The sequence below is a fragment of the Brevundimonas sp. UBA4553 genome (assembly GCF_002387245.1).
Lineage (GTDB): Bacteria > Pseudomonadota > Alphaproteobacteria > Caulobacterales > Caulobacteraceae > Brevundimonas.
Genome location: NZ_DGLD01000001.1, coordinates 41,214 through 56,658, shown reverse-complemented (window position 1 = coordinate 56,658; position 15,445 = coordinate 41,214). Strand labels below are relative to the sequence as shown.

The 15,445-nt window shown below is 69.0% G+C and carries 20 protein-coding genes; 4 read left to right on the top strand and 16 right to left on the bottom strand.

Translation table 11 applies throughout. The features are described from left to right. Positions 1-40 precede the first annotated feature (40 nt). From B4A39_RS00325 to B4A39_RS00295, 7 genes are all read right to left on the bottom strand, one after another. Complete coding sequence (locus tag B4A39_RS00325; protein ID WP_292032032.1) at positions 41-217, bottom strand: hypothetical protein; 177 nt, start codon at positions 215-217, stop codon at positions 41-43. Continuing rightward, positions 214-414 (bottom strand): hypothetical protein, encoded by a 201-nt coding sequence (locus B4A39_RS00320; protein ID WP_292032030.1) that lies wholly within the window; start codon positions 412-414, stop codon positions 214-216. Before B4A39_RS00320 ends, B4A39_RS00325 begins: the two co-directional genes overlap by 4 nt. Beyond that, positions 414-557 (bottom strand): hypothetical protein, encoded by a 144-nt coding sequence (locus B4A39_RS00315; RefSeq protein WP_292032028.1) that lies wholly within the window; start codon positions 555-557, stop codon positions 414-416. The genes B4A39_RS00320 and B4A39_RS00315 overlap by 1 nt, the downstream gene beginning before the upstream one ends. 90 nt (positions 558-647) lie before the next feature. Then, the gene (locus B4A39_RS00310; protein WP_207824213.1) at positions 648-842 is read right to left on the bottom strand and encodes a Trm112 family protein; all 195 of its coding nucleotides are present in this window, start codon (positions 840-842) and stop codon (positions 648-650) included. Positions 843-904: 62 nt separating this feature from the next. Next, positions 905-1,564, bottom strand: a complete 660-nt coding sequence (locus B4A39_RS00305; RefSeq protein WP_292032025.1) for an LON peptidase substrate-binding domain-containing protein — start codon at positions 1,562-1,564, stop codon at positions 905-907. A 13-nt stretch (positions 1,565-1,577) separates the two neighbouring features. Beyond that, complete coding sequence (gene trxA / locus B4A39_RS00300; RefSeq protein ID WP_292032023.1) at positions 1,578-2,477, bottom strand: thioredoxin; 900 nt, start codon at positions 2,475-2,477, stop codon at positions 1,578-1,580. Positions 2,478-2,702: 225 nt separating this feature from the next. Continuing rightward, positions 2,703-4,493: a tetratricopeptide repeat protein gene (locus B4A39_RS00295; protein WP_292032021.1), complete on the bottom strand. Its 1,791-nt coding sequence runs from the start codon at positions 4,491-4,493 to the stop codon at positions 2,703-2,705. 221 nt (positions 4,494-4,714) lie between these two features. Between B4A39_RS00295 and B4A39_RS00290 the strand changes: the two genes are divergently transcribed. Continuing rightward, positions 4,715-5,896, top strand: a complete 1,182-nt coding sequence (locus tag B4A39_RS00290) for an MFS transporter (RefSeq protein WP_292032020.1) — start codon at positions 4,715-4,717, stop codon at positions 5,894-5,896. A gap of 101 nt (positions 5,897-5,997) precedes the next feature. Here B4A39_RS00290 and map read toward each other — a convergent pair whose 3' ends face one another. Together map and B4A39_RS00280 are read right to left on the bottom strand one after the other, a co-directional pair. Continuing rightward, complete coding sequence (map, locus tag B4A39_RS00285) at positions 5,998-6,768, bottom strand: type I methionyl aminopeptidase (RefSeq protein WP_292032019.1); 771 nt, start codon at positions 6,766-6,768, stop codon at positions 5,998-6,000. After that, positions 6,765-6,983 (bottom strand): ParD-like family protein, encoded by a 219-nt coding sequence (locus B4A39_RS00280; RefSeq protein WP_292032017.1) that lies wholly within the window; start codon positions 6,981-6,983, stop codon positions 6,765-6,767. The genes map and B4A39_RS00280 overlap by 4 nt, the downstream gene beginning before the upstream one ends. A gap of 137 nt (positions 6,984-7,120) precedes the next feature. Here B4A39_RS00280 and B4A39_RS00275 point away from each other — a divergent pair, with 137 nt between their 5' ends. Continuing rightward, positions 7,121-7,276, top strand: a complete 156-nt coding sequence (locus B4A39_RS00275; RefSeq protein ID WP_292032014.1) for a hypothetical protein — start codon at positions 7,121-7,123, stop codon at positions 7,274-7,276. A 5-nt stretch (positions 7,277-7,281) separates the two neighbouring features. On the opposite strand, the gene B4A39_RS00270 is transcribed toward B4A39_RS00275, so the two are convergent. Next, positions 7,282-7,812, bottom strand: coding sequence for a prolyl-tRNA synthetase associated domain-containing protein (locus B4A39_RS00270; RefSeq protein ID WP_292032012.1), 531 nt, complete (start codon positions 7,810-7,812; stop codon positions 7,282-7,284). Between the two features lie 71 nt (positions 7,813-7,883). On the opposite strand from B4A39_RS00270, the gene B4A39_RS00265 reads away from it, so the two are divergent. Beyond that, entirely contained in the window at positions 7,884-8,624 is a 741-nt protein-coding gene (locus B4A39_RS00265) for a DUF6065 family protein (protein ID WP_292032010.1), read from the top strand. Positions 8,625-8,823: 199 nt separating this feature from the next. On the opposite strand, the gene B4A39_RS00260 is transcribed toward B4A39_RS00265, so the two are convergent. The 4 genes from B4A39_RS00260 to B4A39_RS00245 all read right to left on the bottom strand — a co-directional run bounded on the left by B4A39_RS00260 (position 8,824) and on the right by B4A39_RS00245 (position 11,300). Continuing rightward, a complete protein-coding gene (locus B4A39_RS00260; protein WP_292032008.1) occupies positions 8,824-9,381 on the bottom strand; it encodes a CC0125/CC1285 family lipoprotein in 558 nt (185 codons plus the stop codon). Positions 9,382-9,472: 91 nt separating this feature from the next. Continuing rightward, positions 9,473-10,105 carry a LysE family translocator gene (locus B4A39_RS00255; RefSeq protein ID WP_292032007.1) on the bottom strand — a complete coding sequence of 211 codons (633 nt, stop codon included), beginning with the start codon at positions 10,103-10,105 and terminating at the stop codon, positions 9,473-9,475. Between the two features lie 62 nt (positions 10,106-10,167). After that, on the bottom strand, positions 10,168-10,698 hold the full coding sequence (locus tag B4A39_RS00250; RefSeq protein WP_292032005.1) for a hypothetical protein: 531 nt from the start codon (positions 10,696-10,698) through the stop codon (positions 10,168-10,170). A 122-nt stretch (positions 10,699-10,820) separates the two neighbouring features. Then, on the bottom strand, positions 10,821-11,300 hold the full coding sequence (locus tag B4A39_RS00245) for a hypothetical protein (protein ID WP_292032003.1): 480 nt from the start codon (positions 11,298-11,300) through the stop codon (positions 10,821-10,823). 178 nt (positions 11,301-11,478) lie between these two features. Here B4A39_RS00245 and B4A39_RS00240 point away from each other — a divergent pair, with 178 nt between their 5' ends. Beyond that, positions 11,479-12,789 (top strand): PQQ-dependent sugar dehydrogenase, encoded by a 1,311-nt coding sequence (locus B4A39_RS00240; protein ID WP_292032000.1) that lies wholly within the window; start codon positions 11,479-11,481, stop codon positions 12,787-12,789. Between the two features lie 3 nt (positions 12,790-12,792). Here B4A39_RS00240 and B4A39_RS00235 read toward each other — a convergent pair whose 3' ends face one another. Together B4A39_RS00235 and metK are read right to left on the bottom strand one after the other, a co-directional pair. Beyond that, entirely contained in the window at positions 12,793-14,025 is a 1,233-nt protein-coding gene (locus B4A39_RS00235; RefSeq protein WP_292031998.1) for an argininosuccinate synthase, read from the bottom strand. 164 nt (positions 14,026-14,189) lie between these two features. Then, positions 14,190-15,386, bottom strand: a complete 1,197-nt coding sequence (gene metK, locus B4A39_RS00230) for a methionine adenosyltransferase (protein ID WP_292031996.1) — start codon at positions 15,384-15,386, stop codon at positions 14,190-14,192. Positions 15,387-15,445 lie beyond the last annotated feature (59 nt).

Sequence of the window (15,445 nt, the reverse complement as noted above, 5' to 3'; positions counted from 1 at the left end):
CCGTTTGAAGGGTCTCAAGGCATTGGGCGTGCTTGAGAGGTCAGTCGTGGGTGTGCAGCAGGACGTCGCCGCCGTCGCGACGATCGGCTTCCTCGACGGCGCAGCGCAGGGCCGAGGCGCGGGTCTGGAACAGGCCGAAGAAGAGCCCGTCCGAGGAGGCCAGGCGCCAGACCCGGCCCAGACGGCGGATTTCGAACAGAACAGGGGCGGCGGTCATGCGCGCGACTCTGCGTGGTGGAGGCCGTCGGCCTGACGCTGCAGCTGACGGGCGATGCGCAGCGCGGCCTCGCGATCCTTGAAGGGGCGGGTGGCGCAGTCGTCGAGGGTGACGCACCAGCCCCCGTCGCGGGCGACGACGCCGTAGGCGCGGCAGCGGTGAGGCGAAGCGGGGCGCGCGTCGGGATAGCCGCTCATCATCGCGGGCGGCTCCGGTCGCGGGGCGTGCAGCCGAGGTAGAGGGCCAGGAGTGTCTGGGTCATGCGCCAGACGCCGGGAGATGCGGCGCCCGGCGGATTGGCGCGGCTCAGGGACTGGTTCAGCAGGGCGCGGCGGCTCATGGGGGTCTCCTTCATGAAGCGAAGAAGACGCCCAAGAGGCGTAAGGGCGCGATGCGGAAAGCGGGCCGCCGCCTAAGCGCGGCGTAAGGGTCAGTCGAGGGGGCGGGCGTCCTCGGCCAGCATGATCGGCACGCCGTCGCGGATGGGGAAGGCCAGCCTGGCGCCGGCCGAGACCAGCTCGTTGCGCTCGCGGTCATAGGTCAGGCGGCCGCGCGTGACCGGGCAGACCAGGACCTCCAGCAGGCGGGGGTCGACCGAGACGGGGGTGTTGAAGGCGTCGCTCATGAAGTCTTTCTTAGTGGGCTATCGCGCTTCGCGCTACTTGAGCCCATCCAAAGGCTGAAGGCCTACTGCATCGCCGGGCCGTCGTCGTCGTCGGGGGCGGCGGCTTCGATGCGGAGGAGGGCGGTCAGGGCCCGGGCTCGGTCGTCCAGGGTGCCGGCCTCCAGCAGGGCCTGCTTCTCGGCCGGTTCGAACGGCAGGGCCATGGCCAGGCTGTTGATCAGGGCCTCCTGGGGCGCCGCCTCGGCGGTGTCCCAGTCCACGTTCAGGCCCCGGTGCTCCAGGTAGGGGCGCAGGGCGTCCAGAAAGCCGTCGCGGTCGAAGGCGTCGCCGGGGTCGGGCGCGCGCAGGTCGGCCTCGAATGGGGCGAAGTCGGCGCGCACCTGACGATAGGGCGTCTTGATCTGCAGCTCGCTGGTGACCTGGAAACGGCAGACCCCGGTCAGGGTGATCAGATAGCGGCCGTCCGAGGTCTCGTTGAAGCTGGTAATGCGCCCGGCGCAGCCCACGCGGGCCAGGGGGGGCTGAGGCTCCACCGCGCCGCCGAAGGGCTGGATCAGACCGATGATCCGATCGCCCGCCATCGCGTCGTCCACCATGTTCAGATAGCGCGGCTCGAACACGTTCAACGGCAACTGGCCGCGCGACAGCAGGATCGATCCCGGCAGGGGAAAGACCGGGATCACCTGGGGCAGTTCAATCGCCTTGATATAGCCCTGGGCCATCGCCGCGTTCCCGTCAGGCGAACAGGATCGACGACAGGCGGCGGCGGCCGTCGCGGGCGACCTCGCTGGTCGCGCCCGCGGCTTCGAACACGGTCAGAAGTTGCTTGCGCGCGGCCTGGTCGTTCCACTCGCGGTCCGCCTTGACGATGGCCAGAAGCTGATCGACGGCGCCGCCCAGATCGCCGGCCGAAGCCTGGGCCAGGGACAGGTCGTAGCGGGCCTGATGGTCGTTGGGATCGGCGGCGATCCTCGCCTCCAGTTCCGCCGTGGCGCCCGTGGGGGCCGAGGCGGCGAGCGACAGCTGGGCGCGCACGCTCTGCACCATGGGATCGGTGGAGTCAGCGGGGGCCATGGCGATGGTCTGGCGCGCCTGCTCGGCGTCGCCCTCGGCCAGATAGACGCGGGCCATGCCGGCGATGGCCTTCTGGTTGTCGGGTTCCATGGTCAGGACATGGGCGAAGGCCTGGGCCGCGCCGCCGAGGTCGTTCAGCGACAGGGATTCCTCGCCCAGCGACAGCAGTTGCTCGACGTCGGTGTTGACGCCGGCCCCGCCGGTCAGCTTGTCGATGAAGGCCTTGATCTGGCTGTCCGGGACGGCGCCCTGGAAGCCGTCGACCGGCTGGCCGTTGACGAAGGCGTAGACGGTCGGGATCGACTGCACCCGCAGCTGGCCCGCATAGGCAGGGTTGGCGTCGACGTCGATCTTGACCATCTTCACCGCGCCCTTGGCGCCGCGCACGGCCTTTTCCAGAGCGGGGCCGAGGGTCCTGCACGGGCCGCACCAGGTGGCCCAGAAATCGACGATGACCGGCTGATGCTTCGAGGCCTCGATCACGTCAGTCATGAAGGAGGCGTCCGTGCCGTCCTTGATCAGGTCGTCGGGCGTGTTCAGCGTCGGGTCGGCGAAGGTCATGTTCGGGTCCGCGTGCAGGTCGAAGAATCGTAACGGATCAGATGGCGTCGGGATGCCTCGCCATCAAGCGCAGAAATGGACGCAGGGCGCGATCGGCGGGCGGGACGACGGGGCTGGCGCGAAAAAACAGAGTCCAATTCATCTGAATCGTCTGAAATCGAACGCCGCAGGGTGAGGAAGGCGGCCATCCTGACACGCCGCTGCGCCAGAAGAGGTCGTGGCGCGTCAGAGGCGGTCCATGCGCAGCCAGCGACGGTCGCCCAGCCAGGCGGTCCTGAGCGCCTGCTCGGTCGCCGCCGCCTCGTCGGCGTGACCCAGAGCCGCCTCGCTGCGGGCCAGGCCATAGAGGGCCCAACCGTTGTTCGGGGCCTGGACCAGGGCGTAGCGGAAGGCGTCGGCGGCCTCGCCGGGGCGTCCGGCCTGATAGAGGGCGGCCCCCAGCGACTGATGCACCGGATAATACCAGTAGGGCGGCTCCTGATAGGGCAGGGTCGCCTCGATGGCGATGGCGCGCCGATAGTGGCCGGCGGCCTCGAGGGGACGGCGCTGGGCGGCGGCGAAGCGACCCCGGGCCACAGCCTCGGCCAGGGTCAGCAGGTCGGGCGCGGGCACGCCCTGGGCGATCATGTCGGCGAAGGCGTCGGAGGATTTCAGCGCCTGGAGAGCCGCCAGCTCGCGTTCGAACCGGGGCCGGTCGCGCAGCCGGGCGTAGGCGACGGCGCGGGCGTAGCGGCGCATGGCCGCCGCATAGGGCAGGCGCGCGTCCGGGGCGGGGGCGGCCAGGATGACGCGCGGCTCGGCGAACTGGGCCATGGCCTGCCAGGGGGCGGCGTCGATGACCTGGATCCAGGCGATGCGGGCCGAGGTCGCCGGGTCCAGCACGGTGCGCAGGCGCCGCGCTTCGGTCAGGGTGGTGGCCATGTCGCCGGCCATCTGGGCCGAGGCGACGATGAAGTGGATGTTGTGCGGATAATAGCCGTAGCGGACCAGGCTCTCGTCCCCGGTGTCGCGGATGAAGGCCTCGTCGGCGTGGGCCGCCGCCACGTTCAGGCGGATGGAGTCGGCGTAACGGCCGCGGCGCAGATAGATGTGGCCGGGCATGTGGACCAGATGGCCGGCGCTGACGGGGGCGGCCGCCGCCAGACGGTCGGCCGCCGCCTCGGCCCGCGCCGGATCGGCGGCCTCCATCAGGTGGATATAGAGGTGGGCCGCCTGGACGTGGCCGGGATTGCGGGCGAGGACGGTCTCGACCAGACGCACCGCCTCGCCGCTGCGCCCGACCGGGGTCCGCTTGTCGGCCTGCCAGTAGTTCCAGGGCGTGGTGTCCATCGCCGCCTCGGCGGCCAGGACGGCGACGTCGTCATGATCGGGGAAGCTGCGGGCCACGGCCAGCATGGCGTCGGCGTAGGCCGCGTCCAGGGAGGCGCGGTCGGCCGCCGGGTCTGCGGAATAGCGCTGGGCCAGGGCTTCGATGAGGGCCTGCTCCTGGGGCGTGGTCAGGGTGCGCAGGGCCATGGCGCGGTCCAGGGCCGCGAGCGCGGCGGCGCGGTCGCGGTCGTCCATCGGGGCGTTGATGTTGGGGCCGAGGGCGGCCGCCTCGCCCCACCAGCACAGGGCGCAGTCGGGATCGAGGGCCTGGGCCTCGCGGAAGGAGCGCACGGCCCCGGCGTGGTTGAAGCCGTAGGCCAGCATCAGGCCCTGACTGAAATAGGCCTGGGCGCGGGGATCGCGCGTCGTCGCCACCAGGGGCGAGGCGGTCAGGTCGGGATAGAGGGGGATGGGCTGAGCCGGACTGGTTTGGGCCTGACTGGCCGGTCCCGCCGCGGCGGCGGCGATCAGCAGCGGCCGGGCCAGGCCGCCGCCGCCCATGGCACCCGCCCCCAGGCCCGGGCCGCAGAGGGCGCCGAACAGGCGGGCGGGGTCCAGCGGGGCGGCGGACAGCCGCGGCGCGGCCGCCGAGCCCGTCAGGATCAGGCCGGCCCCGCCGACGACCAGGGCTTTCCACAACAGTCCCATGCACCATCTCCCCGTCAGGGTTCGACGCCACGAAGGCCCGCCGCGCCGACCGGCGCGCGGTGAAGAACGGTGATATTATTCGCTGTCGCCGCGCTTAGACAGGGCTATTCAGGGAAACGCGACGTTCCGGCGATGGAAGCGGGCGTGTGTGAGGGCTGCTAAGGGTGGGAAGCGGACCTCGTCCTCGACATCCCAAACGGCCTGCTGCAAAGCTTTCTGACATGAGCCGCCTCTCCGTCCCGCGCACCGTCTGGGTTTTGGGTATCGTCAGCCTCCTGATGGATGTTTCATCGGAGATGATCCAGACTCTCCTGCCGATCTATCTGGTGGTGGGTCTTGGCGCCTCGGCGACGGTCATAGGTCTGGTCGAGGGTTTCGCCGTCGCGGTGGCCACAGCGGTCAAGTTCGGCGCCGGCTTCCTGTCCGATCACATCGCCCGGCCCAAATGGCTGGCGGTCGCCGGCTACGGCCTGGCGGCGGCGGCCAAACCCATCTTCCCGCTCAGCGCCTCGGTTGAGGGCGTTCTGTTAGCCAAGGGCGTCGATCGCATCGGCAAGGGCATCCGCACGGCTCCGCGCGACGCACTCGTCGCCGCCGTCACCCCGCCGACCCTGCTTGGCCGCGCCTTCGGCCTACGCAAGTCGCTGGACACCGTCGGCGGCTTCGCCGGACCGCTGCTGGCCATCGGCCTGATGATGCTGCTGGCCGACGACATCAAGGCGGTCTTCTGGCTGGCCTCCATCCCGGCCGCCCTCGCTGTCCTGCTGTTGGTGACCGGTGTCTCCGATCCGCCCCGCCCCGAGGGCGAAGGCAAACGTCCGCCCGACCTGAAGGGCGCGCTCCACCTCAACGCCGCCACCTGGTCGATGATCGGCCTGACGGCGGTGATCGGCCTGGCCCGCTTCAGCGAGTCCTTCCTGCTGCTCAAGGGGCTGGACGTCGGCGTCTCCGCCGCCTTCGCCCCGGCGGCCATCGTCCTGCTGCACCTCGTCTTCGGCCTCGCCGCCTTCCCGATCGGCGCGCTGTCGGACCGCATCGGGCGCACGTCACTGCTGGTGCTCAGCCTGATCTTCCTCGCCGCCGCTGACGTGGTGTTGGTCCTCGCCGTCTCGCCCGTGCTCTATTATATCGGGGTCGCCTTGTGGGGCCTACACATGGGCTTCTCAGCAGGCCTGATGATGACACTGATCGCCGATGTCGCCCCACCGCACCTGCGCGGCTCGGCCTTCGGCCTGTTCGCCTTGATCTCCGGGGTCATCGCCCTGGCCGGCAATCTCGCCGCCGGTCTTCTCTGGGACGGCTACGGGCCGCAGGCCACCTTCGCTGTCGGCGCCGTTCTCAGCCTCGCCTGCGCCATCATTGTCGCGCTCTGGAGCGTCCGCCGCCCCAATCAGAAGAGCTGAGCCGCGAAAGCATTTTCTGCCAACTGTTGAGCTAGATGTCCGCAATGGGTCGTGAAGCCGACATCGCTCCCCACCCGAACACCGGACCATCTGCGGTTGGGTCAGGCGGCCAGACGGACTTCGTCGGGGCGGAGGGTGAGGATGCGGACGCCGTCGCGGGTGACGGCGACGGTGTGTTCGAACTGGGCCGACAGCTTGCCGTCGGTGGTGACCACGGTCCAGCCGTCGTCCAGGGTGGCGACCGTGCGACGGCCCTGGTTCAGCATGGGCTCGATGGTGAAGACCATGCCTTCGCGCAGCCGTGCTCCGGTTCCCGGCTTGCCGAAGTGGAGGACCTGGGGCGCCTCGTGCATCTCGCGGCCGATGCCGTGGCCGCAGAAGTCGCGGACGATGGAATAGCCGTTCTTCGTCGCGTGCCGCTCGATGGCGTGGCCGATATCGCCCAGGGTGGCGCCGGGACGCACCGCGCGGATGCCCTTCCACATGGCTTCATAGGTGGTCTGGACCAAGCGGCGGGCGGGCCGGGCCACGTCGCCGATCAGATAGGTCTTGCTCGAGTCGGCGATGAAGCCGTGCTTCTCCAGCGTGATGTCCAGATTGACGATGTCGCCGTCGCGCAGGATCTCGTCGGCGGAGGGCACGCCGTGGCAGACGACCTGGTTGCGCGAGCTGTTGAGCACGAAGCCGTAGCCGTACTGGCCCTTGCTGGCCGGGCGGGCCTGCAGGTCGTCGACGATGAAGGCCTCGACCAGGGCGTCGATCTGCAGGGTGCTCATGCCCGCCAGCGGCAGGCTGTCCAGATGGGTGAAGACCGAGGCCAGCAGGCGTCCCGCCTCGGCCATCAGCTCGATCTCGGCCGGGGTCTTGGTCATGCCGCGACCTGACCTGGAGCAGGGGCGGGGACGACGACGCCGGCGGCCTTCAGCTCGCGCGCGGCGATTTCCTGAAAGGTCAGGCCGGGATTCAGCTCGCACAACATCCCCAGCCTGAGCCAGTAGGCGGCCTGGCCGTTGATGGAGCGGCAGGAGGCCGTGGTGGCCCGGCGCAGCTGCTCGTGCAGTTCGTCCTCGATCTTCACAATACCCATGGCGCGCTCCTCAATATACGTTTCGTATATAGGTGGGGCGCGGGAAGGGAAAGGCGCGTCGTCGAAAAGAGCGGGAACGGAAATCGTGATTTCTGCGCTGTTTCAGCGGGTCTGTTCGACAGCGTGCAGGAGTACCGATGATGTCGCGACACGAGCAATTGCTGGCCGAGGCCTGGATGAAGGCGTTCGGCGAGCCGGTCCCGATCCTGGGTTGCCCGGACCTGGTTCTGCAGATCCTCAAGGACCACGGGGCCGAGCTGCCCAGGCTGGAAGACTGGCTGGCCGCCGGCTGAGCGCGTCAGTCCAGCCGGCTGAAGTCCACCACCTGCGGCTCGCGTTCCAGCAGGGTCAGGACGCGCCGGAAGTCGGCCTGTTCCATGGCGGTGGTGGCGGTGTTGGTCAGGGGGTGGAAGTTGACGATGTCGGCCTCCCACAGGCGCTGATCCAGGACGAAGGTGACGCGGCGGTCCGCATCATTGATCAGCCCCAGGGCGGTGACCGAGCCGGGGCGGACGCCGAGCGTCTCCCACATCAGGGTCTCATTGCCAAACGACAGACGGTCCGAGCCGAGGGTCCGGTGAGCGCGCTTCAGATCGATGACCGTGTCCTGGGCCGCCGAGATCAGCCACAGCCGTCCCTTCTTGTCCTTGAGGAAGAGGTTCTTGGTGTGGAGGCCGGGCAGGTCGGCCTTGAGGTCGAGGCCCTCCTCGACGCGGAAGACGGCGGGGTGGTCGTGGGTGGTCTGCTTGATCCCGTTTTCGGCCATCCAGGACAGGAGGCGGTCGCGATCATACTCCGGGACGGAAAGTTCGGGGGCGGTGTCGGTCATCTCGGCCTTGTCGGGCGGGCGGCGGGGGCGATAGGGAGGAGACTGATATTGTTATCCTCGGGAGCCGCGTCTTGGAACTGGAATGCTATCCGATGAACGCCCGGCCGTGCGACCTCGTGCCGGGTCGCCAGTCGCGCAACTGGATGGACGCCTTCGCCAGCCGGCATCCCTATCGCTGCCTGCCGCTGAACATGGCCAACACCACGGGGTGGGAGATCCTGTGCCCGTTCGGTTTCACCGCCGAGTGGAACGGCGGCCCGGCCCAGTCGGACATCAAAATCACCCCGGACCGGCCGCAGCCGGAGCTGGACCATTTCGTCACCTCGCACTTCTCGCGAGGCGTGCTGACCATGCACCCGCAGTACCTGTTCCGCACGCCGCCAGGCTGGGGGATGCTGGCGCAGGGGTCGCCCAACCACGTCAAGGACGGCATCCAGCCTCTGGTCGGTCTGATCGAGACGGACTGGCTGCCCTTCCCCTTCACCATGAACTGGATCTTCACGCGGCCGGGCAAGGTCAAGTTCGAGAAGGGCGAGCCCTTCTGCTTCATCCTGCCGGTCGAGCACCGCAAGGTGGAGGCCTTCGAGCCGGTGATCCGGTCGCTCGAGTCCAACCCCGGCATGAAGGGCCAGTTCGAGGCCTGGAACCGGTCGCGCACCGATTTCAACACCCGCCTGGCCTCGGGCGATCCCGAAGCGGCCAAGGAGGCCTGGCAGCGCTTCTACTTCAAGGGCGAGGTGCCGGAAGAGCTGGGCTCCGCGCCCGCGACCCACGCCAACAAGCGCCGGTTAAAGACGCCTCGGGTCGGCTGAGGCCGACCCGCGGTCTTCTTTAGGGCCTACCGCCCTTCGGGCTGCTTGAGGCCGTTTGAAGGGGCCTATCGCGCTTCGCGCTGCTTGAGACCGTGACCAGAAACAGCAACGCCCGCCTCAGCGATGAGGCGGGCGTTTCTTTTGACGCGGCAGGTCCTCGCTCAAGCAGCGAGCGACCGCGTCGCGAGCGTTAGCGCCCTTACTTGGCCACAGGCCGCGTCACGCGGCTGCCGAGGTTGTTGATGACCTCGCGGGCGTCGAAGGCGTTGACGTCGCCGGTGGGCTTGGGACCGCGGCCCATGACGATCTCGGCCGTGGCCTCGTAGCGATCAACCTGGCGGATGTCGCGGTCACGACCCCAGTAGGGATCCCAGGTGCTCCAGTAGCCGCGCTGGTAGAAGCGCCACTGCGGACCCCAGTAGGGGCCGTAACGGTCGTAGTAGAAGGGATCCGGCGTCGTATAAAAGCGGGTGTCGCGGTCGGTGGCGCGGGTCACCGTGGCGAACCAGTCGTAGCCGTTCTCGACCGTCAGTTCGGCCGAGCGCAGCAGCAGCGACATCTCGACCTGATCGCGCGAGGTGACCGAGTTGCCGGAGAAGCTGACGCTGAAGCGGTTGGACTCCAGACGCTGCTCGGCGTAGCCGCCGCGCTGGCCGTTGAAGCCGGCCGGCTGATAGGGGGTTGCGGTCGCGCAGGCGCCCAGCGCCAGGGCGCCGGCGAGAGCAACCAGAACCGTCGTCTTGCGAAGGTTTTTCATGGGAGGTTCTCCTTGAACGCCCATTGAACGTCCGTGGTTCTGAACGAGGTGTGAACGGCCAAGTTCCTTGATCGCGCCGGGACCGGACCGCCTACAGACGGGATACGATCAGCAGGGCTGCAAGGATCAGCAGGCATCCGACCACTATGCCGAAACCCTTGCGGAAACGCGGCGCGGTCATCTGTCGCGCCAAGGCGGCGCCGCCGAGGCCGTAGGCGCTCATCGACAGGACATCCATCCCGATGGTGGCCAGGGCGAACAGGGCCAGCTGGGGCGCCACCGGACGGTTCACGTCGAGGAAGGGCGGCAGGACGGCGGTGAAGAAGAGGATGGCCTTGGGGTTGGCGATCTGGACCGTGAAGCCGTCGATCAGGGCGCTGCGGCCGGGGCGAACCCTGACCTGATCCGGTTCGGCGGCGGTGGCGAAGGCGCCGCGCAGAGCCTTGATCCCCAGCCAGGCGACATAGAGGGCGCCGAGGACGGCGATGATGCGGAAGACTTGGGGGAAGGCGGCGACCAGGGCACCGAGGCCCAGGGCGGCGGCGCCGAACCAGACCAGGGTGGCGGCGTTCATGCCGACCACGCCGATCAGGGCCGAGGCGCGGCCCTTTTCCATGCCGGTGGCCACGGCGAACAGATTGGCCGGACCCGGCGTGACCGCCATGACGGCCATGACGCCCAGGAAGGCGGCGTAGAGATGCGGATCGACGGGAAGCGCGGCCATGAGACCCTTTCCGGCGCGGAGCGGGTCAGGTCAAGCCTCGAACATCGGGCCGGTCGCGTGGATCAGATCTCGGCGGGCGGTGCGGGCGGCGCCGGGGGAACCAACGGCGTCGCCAGGGCCTCGTTGACCTCGTCGATCGCATCCAGCGACTGACCGACGGCGTAGTCGGCCATCAGGCCATAGGTCACCATCTGGTCGGGATCGGCCTGGGCCCAGGCGCCGTTGGTCGCCAGCCCCTGCACCAGGGGTTCGACGCCGGCCAGGGTCTCGGCGACGATGGCGTCGACGTCGATGTCGGCGAGCGCCTGCTGGGCGATCACGCCGGCCTGCTGGGTCGCCAGGTTGGTGAACGCCGTGACGTGGGGCTGGTACTCGGACCAGAGAGCGGCGACGCGCAGACCCTTGACGGTGTCATCGAGGGCGTCGTCGTCCTGGATGGCTTCGGCGCGTTCGCCGAACTCCTCCATCTTGCTTTCGAAGGCGGCGGCGGCGGCCTCCAGCTGAGCCTCGGCGGAGGTGCGGTCCTCCTGAGCGACGGCGGCGGACACGGGCAGCAGGGCGAGGGCGGCGGCGAGCGACAGGGCGCGGATCATTTCGGATCTCTCCTTCGGCGGACGTCGCAGGGTCCGCCGAACGGCGTCGGGTCTCAAGTGAAATCGCGGTAAGGCGCGACGCGGCGGACCGGGCGCAGCCCGATCCGCCGCGCGCTGTCAGTTTACTGCGGGGTCGCAGGCGCCGCGTTTAGCGAGGCGATGGCTTGCGGAACGCCGGCGCGGATCTGGTCCGGAATGCCGCGCAGGGCGGGGCCGACCTGGGCGCGGGCCGCCGTCATCTGTTGCTTGGCGGCGTCATCGGTCGATGCGGCGATCTGGGCGTCGAAGAAGCCTTCGACGGCCGTGGCGAAGGCCTCGATGTCCGGCTGGTAGCGCGCCAGAACGACGTTGACGTCGGCCAGGCCCTTGGCCTGGTCGCCGCCGGAGCCGCGAACCGCGGCTTCCAGTTCCGGCTGCATCTGGGCCATGCGGGCTTCGAAGGCGTCGGCCTTGGCTTCCATCGCCAGCTCTTCGGCCGACTTGGGGGCGGCGGGCACAGCGGGCGCGGAGGCCTGGGGCGCGGCGGCGGGGGCTTCCTGGGCGAGGGCGGGGGCGGCGAAGGCGAGGGTCGCCGTGGCGGCGAGGACGAGACGCAGGGACATGGAAGGCTCCGGTTGAAAAGGAGCCTGAGGACTCCGTCGGCGCGGAAGGTCGCCTACTTCCGTGGCGATGTGGAGGGTTTTTTGCGGCGAAGCCTCCGATCCCGGCCGACGCCGCATTCCATCGCCAGGGCGACGCGCCTCGGCTAGGCTCGGGAAAAGCCGCCGTATCGGGATTCTGATGATGTTCTCTAAGGTTCTGGCCGCTGGCGCGTTGGCCGCAGCCATGGTCGTGAAGACCGCGCCGGTGGAGGCCGCAGAGCCGGCGCGCGCCTACGCCGTCAGCGGCGAATGTGGCGGAATGGCCGCGACGACGGTGACCATGGCGGCAGGTCTCTGCCTCGGCCTGGTCTGGCAAGGGACGGACGCCGACGGGCCGCGGATGCCGCGCGGTCTGCTGCAACTGGCGGACGGCGACTGGCTGGTCACCGACCTTGGCGGCTGGGATGCCGGGAAGGGGGCGGTCTGGCGGTTGTCGACGGCGAACGACGGCGCGGTGCGCTGGCGCCGTCTGGCGCGTAGTCTGTCGATGCCGCACACGGTGGCGCGCGGGCCGGACGGGCGGGTCTATGTGTCCGAGATGAACCGTATCCTGACGCTGGATCCCGAGGCGGCGGACCCGGCGGCCAGCGTGCGCACCGTGATCGGCGACCTGCCGGACAACCGGCTGCACGACAACCGTCACCCGCTGTCGAGCTTCGTCTTCGACGGGAACGGCGACCTGCTGGTCAACGTCGGGGCGCCGAGCGACCGCTGTCTGGATGGGGCCGGCCGGCCGAAGACGGACGCGCGGGGGGGCTGCGTCGAGAGCGCGGCGACGGCCCAGGTGCGACGTCACGCCTATCTGGGGAACGGGCGCTGGGCCGAGGAGAGCACGGTCTTCGCCAGCGGCCTGCGCAACTCCATCGCCCTGGTGCGGCATCCGTCGGGCACCGTCTTGCAGGCCGAGAACTCGGTCGATCTGCCGACCGCCGAGCATCCGTTCGACGAGGTCAACGTGCTGCGTCAGGGCGGGCACTACGGCTGGCCCTATTGCGTGAACCTGGCCACGCCTCTGCCCGGCTGGCCCGCGCGTCAGGCGCGCTGTGGCGAGCGGGATCGGCCCGTCGCCCTGCTGCCGCCGCACGCGGCCCCGCTGGACATGATCTATTACGAGGGGGCGATGCTCCCCGAGCTGCGCGGCCGCCTGTTGATGACCTGGCATGGCTATCGGCGCACGGCGGGGCGGATCACGGCGGTGGAGACGGATGAGCGAGGCGCGCCCCTGACCGATATCGGCGGGCGCTACGCCATCTATCCGCGCGGGTCGCTGGCCTATCCGGCGGGCGCGCCGAGCGTGAAGGGCAAGGTTCTGACCCCGGGCTGGGACCGCGTCGCGGGCCGTCAGCCGCGCGGCTCGCCGGTGGTCATGGCGGTCGCCGCCGACGGCTCGATCTGGGTCACGGATGACCGCAGTCGGGCGATCCTGAGGATCGCCCGGTCGCAGCCTTAGTCTTTAGCCCTTGGTGCGGGCGTCGCGCTTGGCCAGCACGCGCAGGCGCAGGGCGTTCAGCTTGATGAAGCCCTCGGCGTCGTGGTGGTCATAGGCCTGGACGCCTTCTTCGAAGGTCACCAGGTCCTGGTCGTAGAGGCTGAAGGGGCTTTCGCGGCCGATGACGGTGGCGTTGCCCTTGTAGAGCTTGACCCGGACCGTGCCCGAGACCTTTTCCTGGCTCTTGTCGACGGCGGCCTGCAGCATCTCGCGCTCGGGCGAGAACCAGAAGCCGTTGTAGACGAGGTGGGCGTACTTGACCGCCAGTTCGTCCTTCAGGTGCATGGCGCCGCGGTCCAGGGTGATGGACTCGATGCCGCGGTGGGCGGCCAGCAGGATGGTGCCGCCGGGGGTCTCATAGACGCCGCGCGACTTCATGCCGACGAAGCGGTTCTCGACCAGGTCCAGACGGCCGATGCCGTTGTCGTGGCCGTACTGGTTCAGGGCGGTCAGCAGGGTGGCGGGCGACATGGCCTCGCCGTTGATCGAGACGGCGTCGCCCTTCTCGAAGCCGATCTCGATGACCGTGGCGACGTCAGGGGCGGCCTCGGGCGAGATGGTGCGCTGGTGCACGAACTCGGGGGCCTCGACGGCGGGGTCTTCCAGCACCTTGCCCTCGGACGAGGAGTGCAGAAGGTTGGCGTCGACCGAGAAGGGGGCCTCGCCGCGCTTGTCCTTGGAGATCGGGATCTGGTGCTTCTCGGCGAAGTCCAGCAGAGCCTCGCGGCTGCGGAACTCCCACTCGCGCCACGGAGCGATGACGTGGATGTCGGGGTTGAGGGCGTAGTAGCCCAGCTCGAAGCGGACCTGGTCGTTGCCCTTGCCGGTGGCGCCGTGACAGACGGCGTCGGCGCCCAGCTGGCGGGCGATCTCGATCTGGCGCTTGGCGATCAGCGGACGGGCGATCGAGGTGCCGAGCAGGTACTGGCCCTCATAGAGGGCGTTGGCGCGGAACATGGGGAAGACGAAGTCGCGCACGAACTCTTCGCGCAGGTCGTCGATGAAGATGTTCTCGGGCTTGATGCCCAGCTTCAGCGCCTTTTCCTTGGCGGGCGCCAGCTCTTCGCCCTGACCCAGGTCGGCGGTGAAGGTGATGACCTCGGCGCCGTATTCGGTCTGGAGCCACTTCAGGATGATCGACGTGTCCAGCCCGCCCGAATAGGCGAGGACGACTTTTTTGGGGGCGGGCGAGGTCATCGGTCGAAAGATCCTTTCAGGAGAACGCGGGGAGGCGTGTTTGGCGCGCTTAAAGGACCAGACGCCGCGCGATGCAAGGGCATGATTGTGTCTCGGCGCGCGATACGAAAAGGGCGCCGCGGTCGAAACCGCGACGCCCCCCGTTTTTCAGGCGTTTAGAAGGTTCAGGCGAGGGCCTTGAGCCGGTCCACCAGATCGGTCTTTTCCCAGCTGAAGCCGCCGTCGGCGTCGGGCGCGCGGCCGAAGTGGCCGTAGGCGGCGCTGCGGCGATAGATGGGCTTGTTCAGGCCCAGGTGCTCGCGGATCGCGCGCGGCGTGGCGCCGCCGATCAGCTTGGGCAGCTCGGCTTCCAGGATGGCCGGGTCGATCTTGCCCGTGCCGTGCAGGTCGACGTGGACCGACAGGGGCTTGGACACGCCGATGGCGTAGGAAATCTGGATGGTGCAGCGGTCGGCCAGGCCGGCGGCGACCACGTTCTTGGCCAGGTAGCGGCAGGCGTAGGCGGCCGAACGGTCCACCTTGGTCGGGTCCTTGCCCGAGAAGGCGCCGCCGCCGTGCGGGGCTGCGCCGCCGTAGGTGTCGACGATGATCTTGCGGCCGGTCACGCCGGCGTCGCCGTCAGGGCCGCCGATCTCGAAGGTGCCCGTCGGGTTGATGTGCCACTCGGTCTCGTTGGTGATGAAGCCCTGCGGCAGCACCTTCTCGACATAGGGTTTGACGATGGCGGCGACCTGATCCTGGCTCAGACCGGCCTTGTGCTGGGTCGAGACCACGACCGAGGTGGCGCGGACCGGAACGCCGTCCTGATAGAAGAGGGTCACCTGGCTCTTGGCGTCGGGCTCCAGGCCCGGCTCCTGACCCGAGTGACGGGCGTCGGCCAGGGCCTTCAGGATGTTGTGGCTGTACTGCAGGGTGGCCGGCATCAGCTCGGGCGTCTCGTTCGAGGCGTAGCCGAACATGATGCCCTGGTCGCCGGCGCCCTCGTCCTTGTCCGCGCCGGCGTCGACGCCCTGGGCGATGTGGGCGGACTGCGGGTGCAGGTGGTTCTGGAACTGGAAGGTCTCCCAGTGGAAGCCGTCCTGCTCATAGCCGATGGCGCGCACGACGCCGCGGACCGTGTCCTCGATCTCCTGCTGGACGCCGGGCGCCCAGTTGCCCTCGACATCCATGATGCCCTTGCCGCGGATCTCGCCGGCCAGAACCACCAGATTGGTCGTCGTCAGGGTCTCGCAGGCCACGCGGGCCTCGGGGTCCTTGGACAGGAACAGATCGACGATCGAGTCGGAGATCTGGTCCGCGACCTTGTCGGGGTGGCCTTCCGAGACGCTCTCGGAGGTAAACAGAAACGACGAACGGGCCAAGGCAGGCTCCTGCAAGACGGTGAGGCGGACAGACATATAAAGATATGCTTATACGTTCA

Bases quoted from the DNA above. Each gene is read 5' to 3' on its own strand.
- B4A39_RS00325 (WP_292032032.1), bottom strand. From the start codon at position 217: ATGACCGCCGCCCCTGTTCTGTTCGAAATCCGCCGTCTGGGCCGGGTC.
- B4A39_RS00320 (WP_292032030.1), bottom strand. From the start codon at position 414: ATGAGCGGCTATCCCGACGCGCGCCCCGCTTCGCCTCACCGCTGCCGC.
- B4A39_RS00315 (WP_292032028.1), bottom strand. From the start codon at position 557: ATGAGCCGCCGCGCCCTGCTGAACCAGTCCCTGAGCCGCGCCAATCCG.
- B4A39_RS00310 (WP_207824213.1), bottom strand. From the start codon at position 842: ATGAGCGACGCCTTCAACACCCCCGTCTCGGTCGACCCCCGCCTGCTG.
- B4A39_RS00305 (WP_292032025.1), bottom strand. From the start codon at position 1,564: ATGGCCCAGGGCTATATCAAGGCGATTGAACTGCCCCAGGTGATCCCG.
- trxA (WP_292032023.1), bottom strand. From the start codon at position 2,477: ATGACCTTCGCCGACCCGACGCTGAACACGCCCGACGACCTGATCAAG.
- B4A39_RS00295 (WP_292032021.1), bottom strand. From the start codon at position 4,493: ATGGGACTGTTGTGGAAAGCCCTGGTCGTCGGCGGGGCCGGCCTGATC.
- B4A39_RS00290 (WP_292032020.1), top strand. From the start codon at position 4,715: ATGAGCCGCCTCTCCGTCCCGCGCACCGTCTGGGTTTTGGGTATCGTC.
- map (WP_292032019.1), bottom strand. From the start codon at position 6,768: ATGACCAAGACCCCGGCCGAGATCGAGCTGATGGCCGAGGCGGGACGC.
- B4A39_RS00280 (WP_292032017.1), bottom strand. From the start codon at position 6,983: ATGGGTATTGTGAAGATCGAGGACGAACTGCACGAGCAGCTGCGCCGG.
- B4A39_RS00275 (WP_292032014.1), top strand. From the start codon at position 7,121: ATGATGTCGCGACACGAGCAATTGCTGGCCGAGGCCTGGATGAAGGCG.
- B4A39_RS00270 (WP_292032012.1), bottom strand. From the start codon at position 7,812: ATGACCGACACCGCCCCCGAACTTTCCGTCCCGGAGTATGATCGCGAC.
- B4A39_RS00260 (WP_292032008.1), bottom strand. From the start codon at position 9,381: ATGAAAAACCTTCGCAAGACGACGGTTCTGGTTGCTCTCGCCGGCGCC.
- B4A39_RS00255 (WP_292032007.1), bottom strand. From the start codon at position 10,105: ATGGCCGCGCTTCCCGTCGATCCGCATCTCTACGCCGCCTTCCTGGGC.
- B4A39_RS00250 (WP_292032005.1), bottom strand. From the start codon at position 10,698: ATGATCCGCGCCCTGTCGCTCGCCGCCGCCCTCGCCCTGCTGCCCGTG.
- B4A39_RS00245 (WP_292032003.1), bottom strand. From the start codon at position 11,300: ATGTCCCTGCGTCTCGTCCTCGCCGCCACGGCGACCCTCGCCTTCGCC.
- B4A39_RS00240 (WP_292032000.1), top strand. From the start codon at position 11,479: ATGATGTTCTCTAAGGTTCTGGCCGCTGGCGCGTTGGCCGCAGCCATG.
- B4A39_RS00235 (WP_292031998.1), bottom strand. From the start codon at position 14,025: ATGACCTCGCCCGCCCCCAAAAAAGTCGTCCTCGCCTATTCGGGCGGG.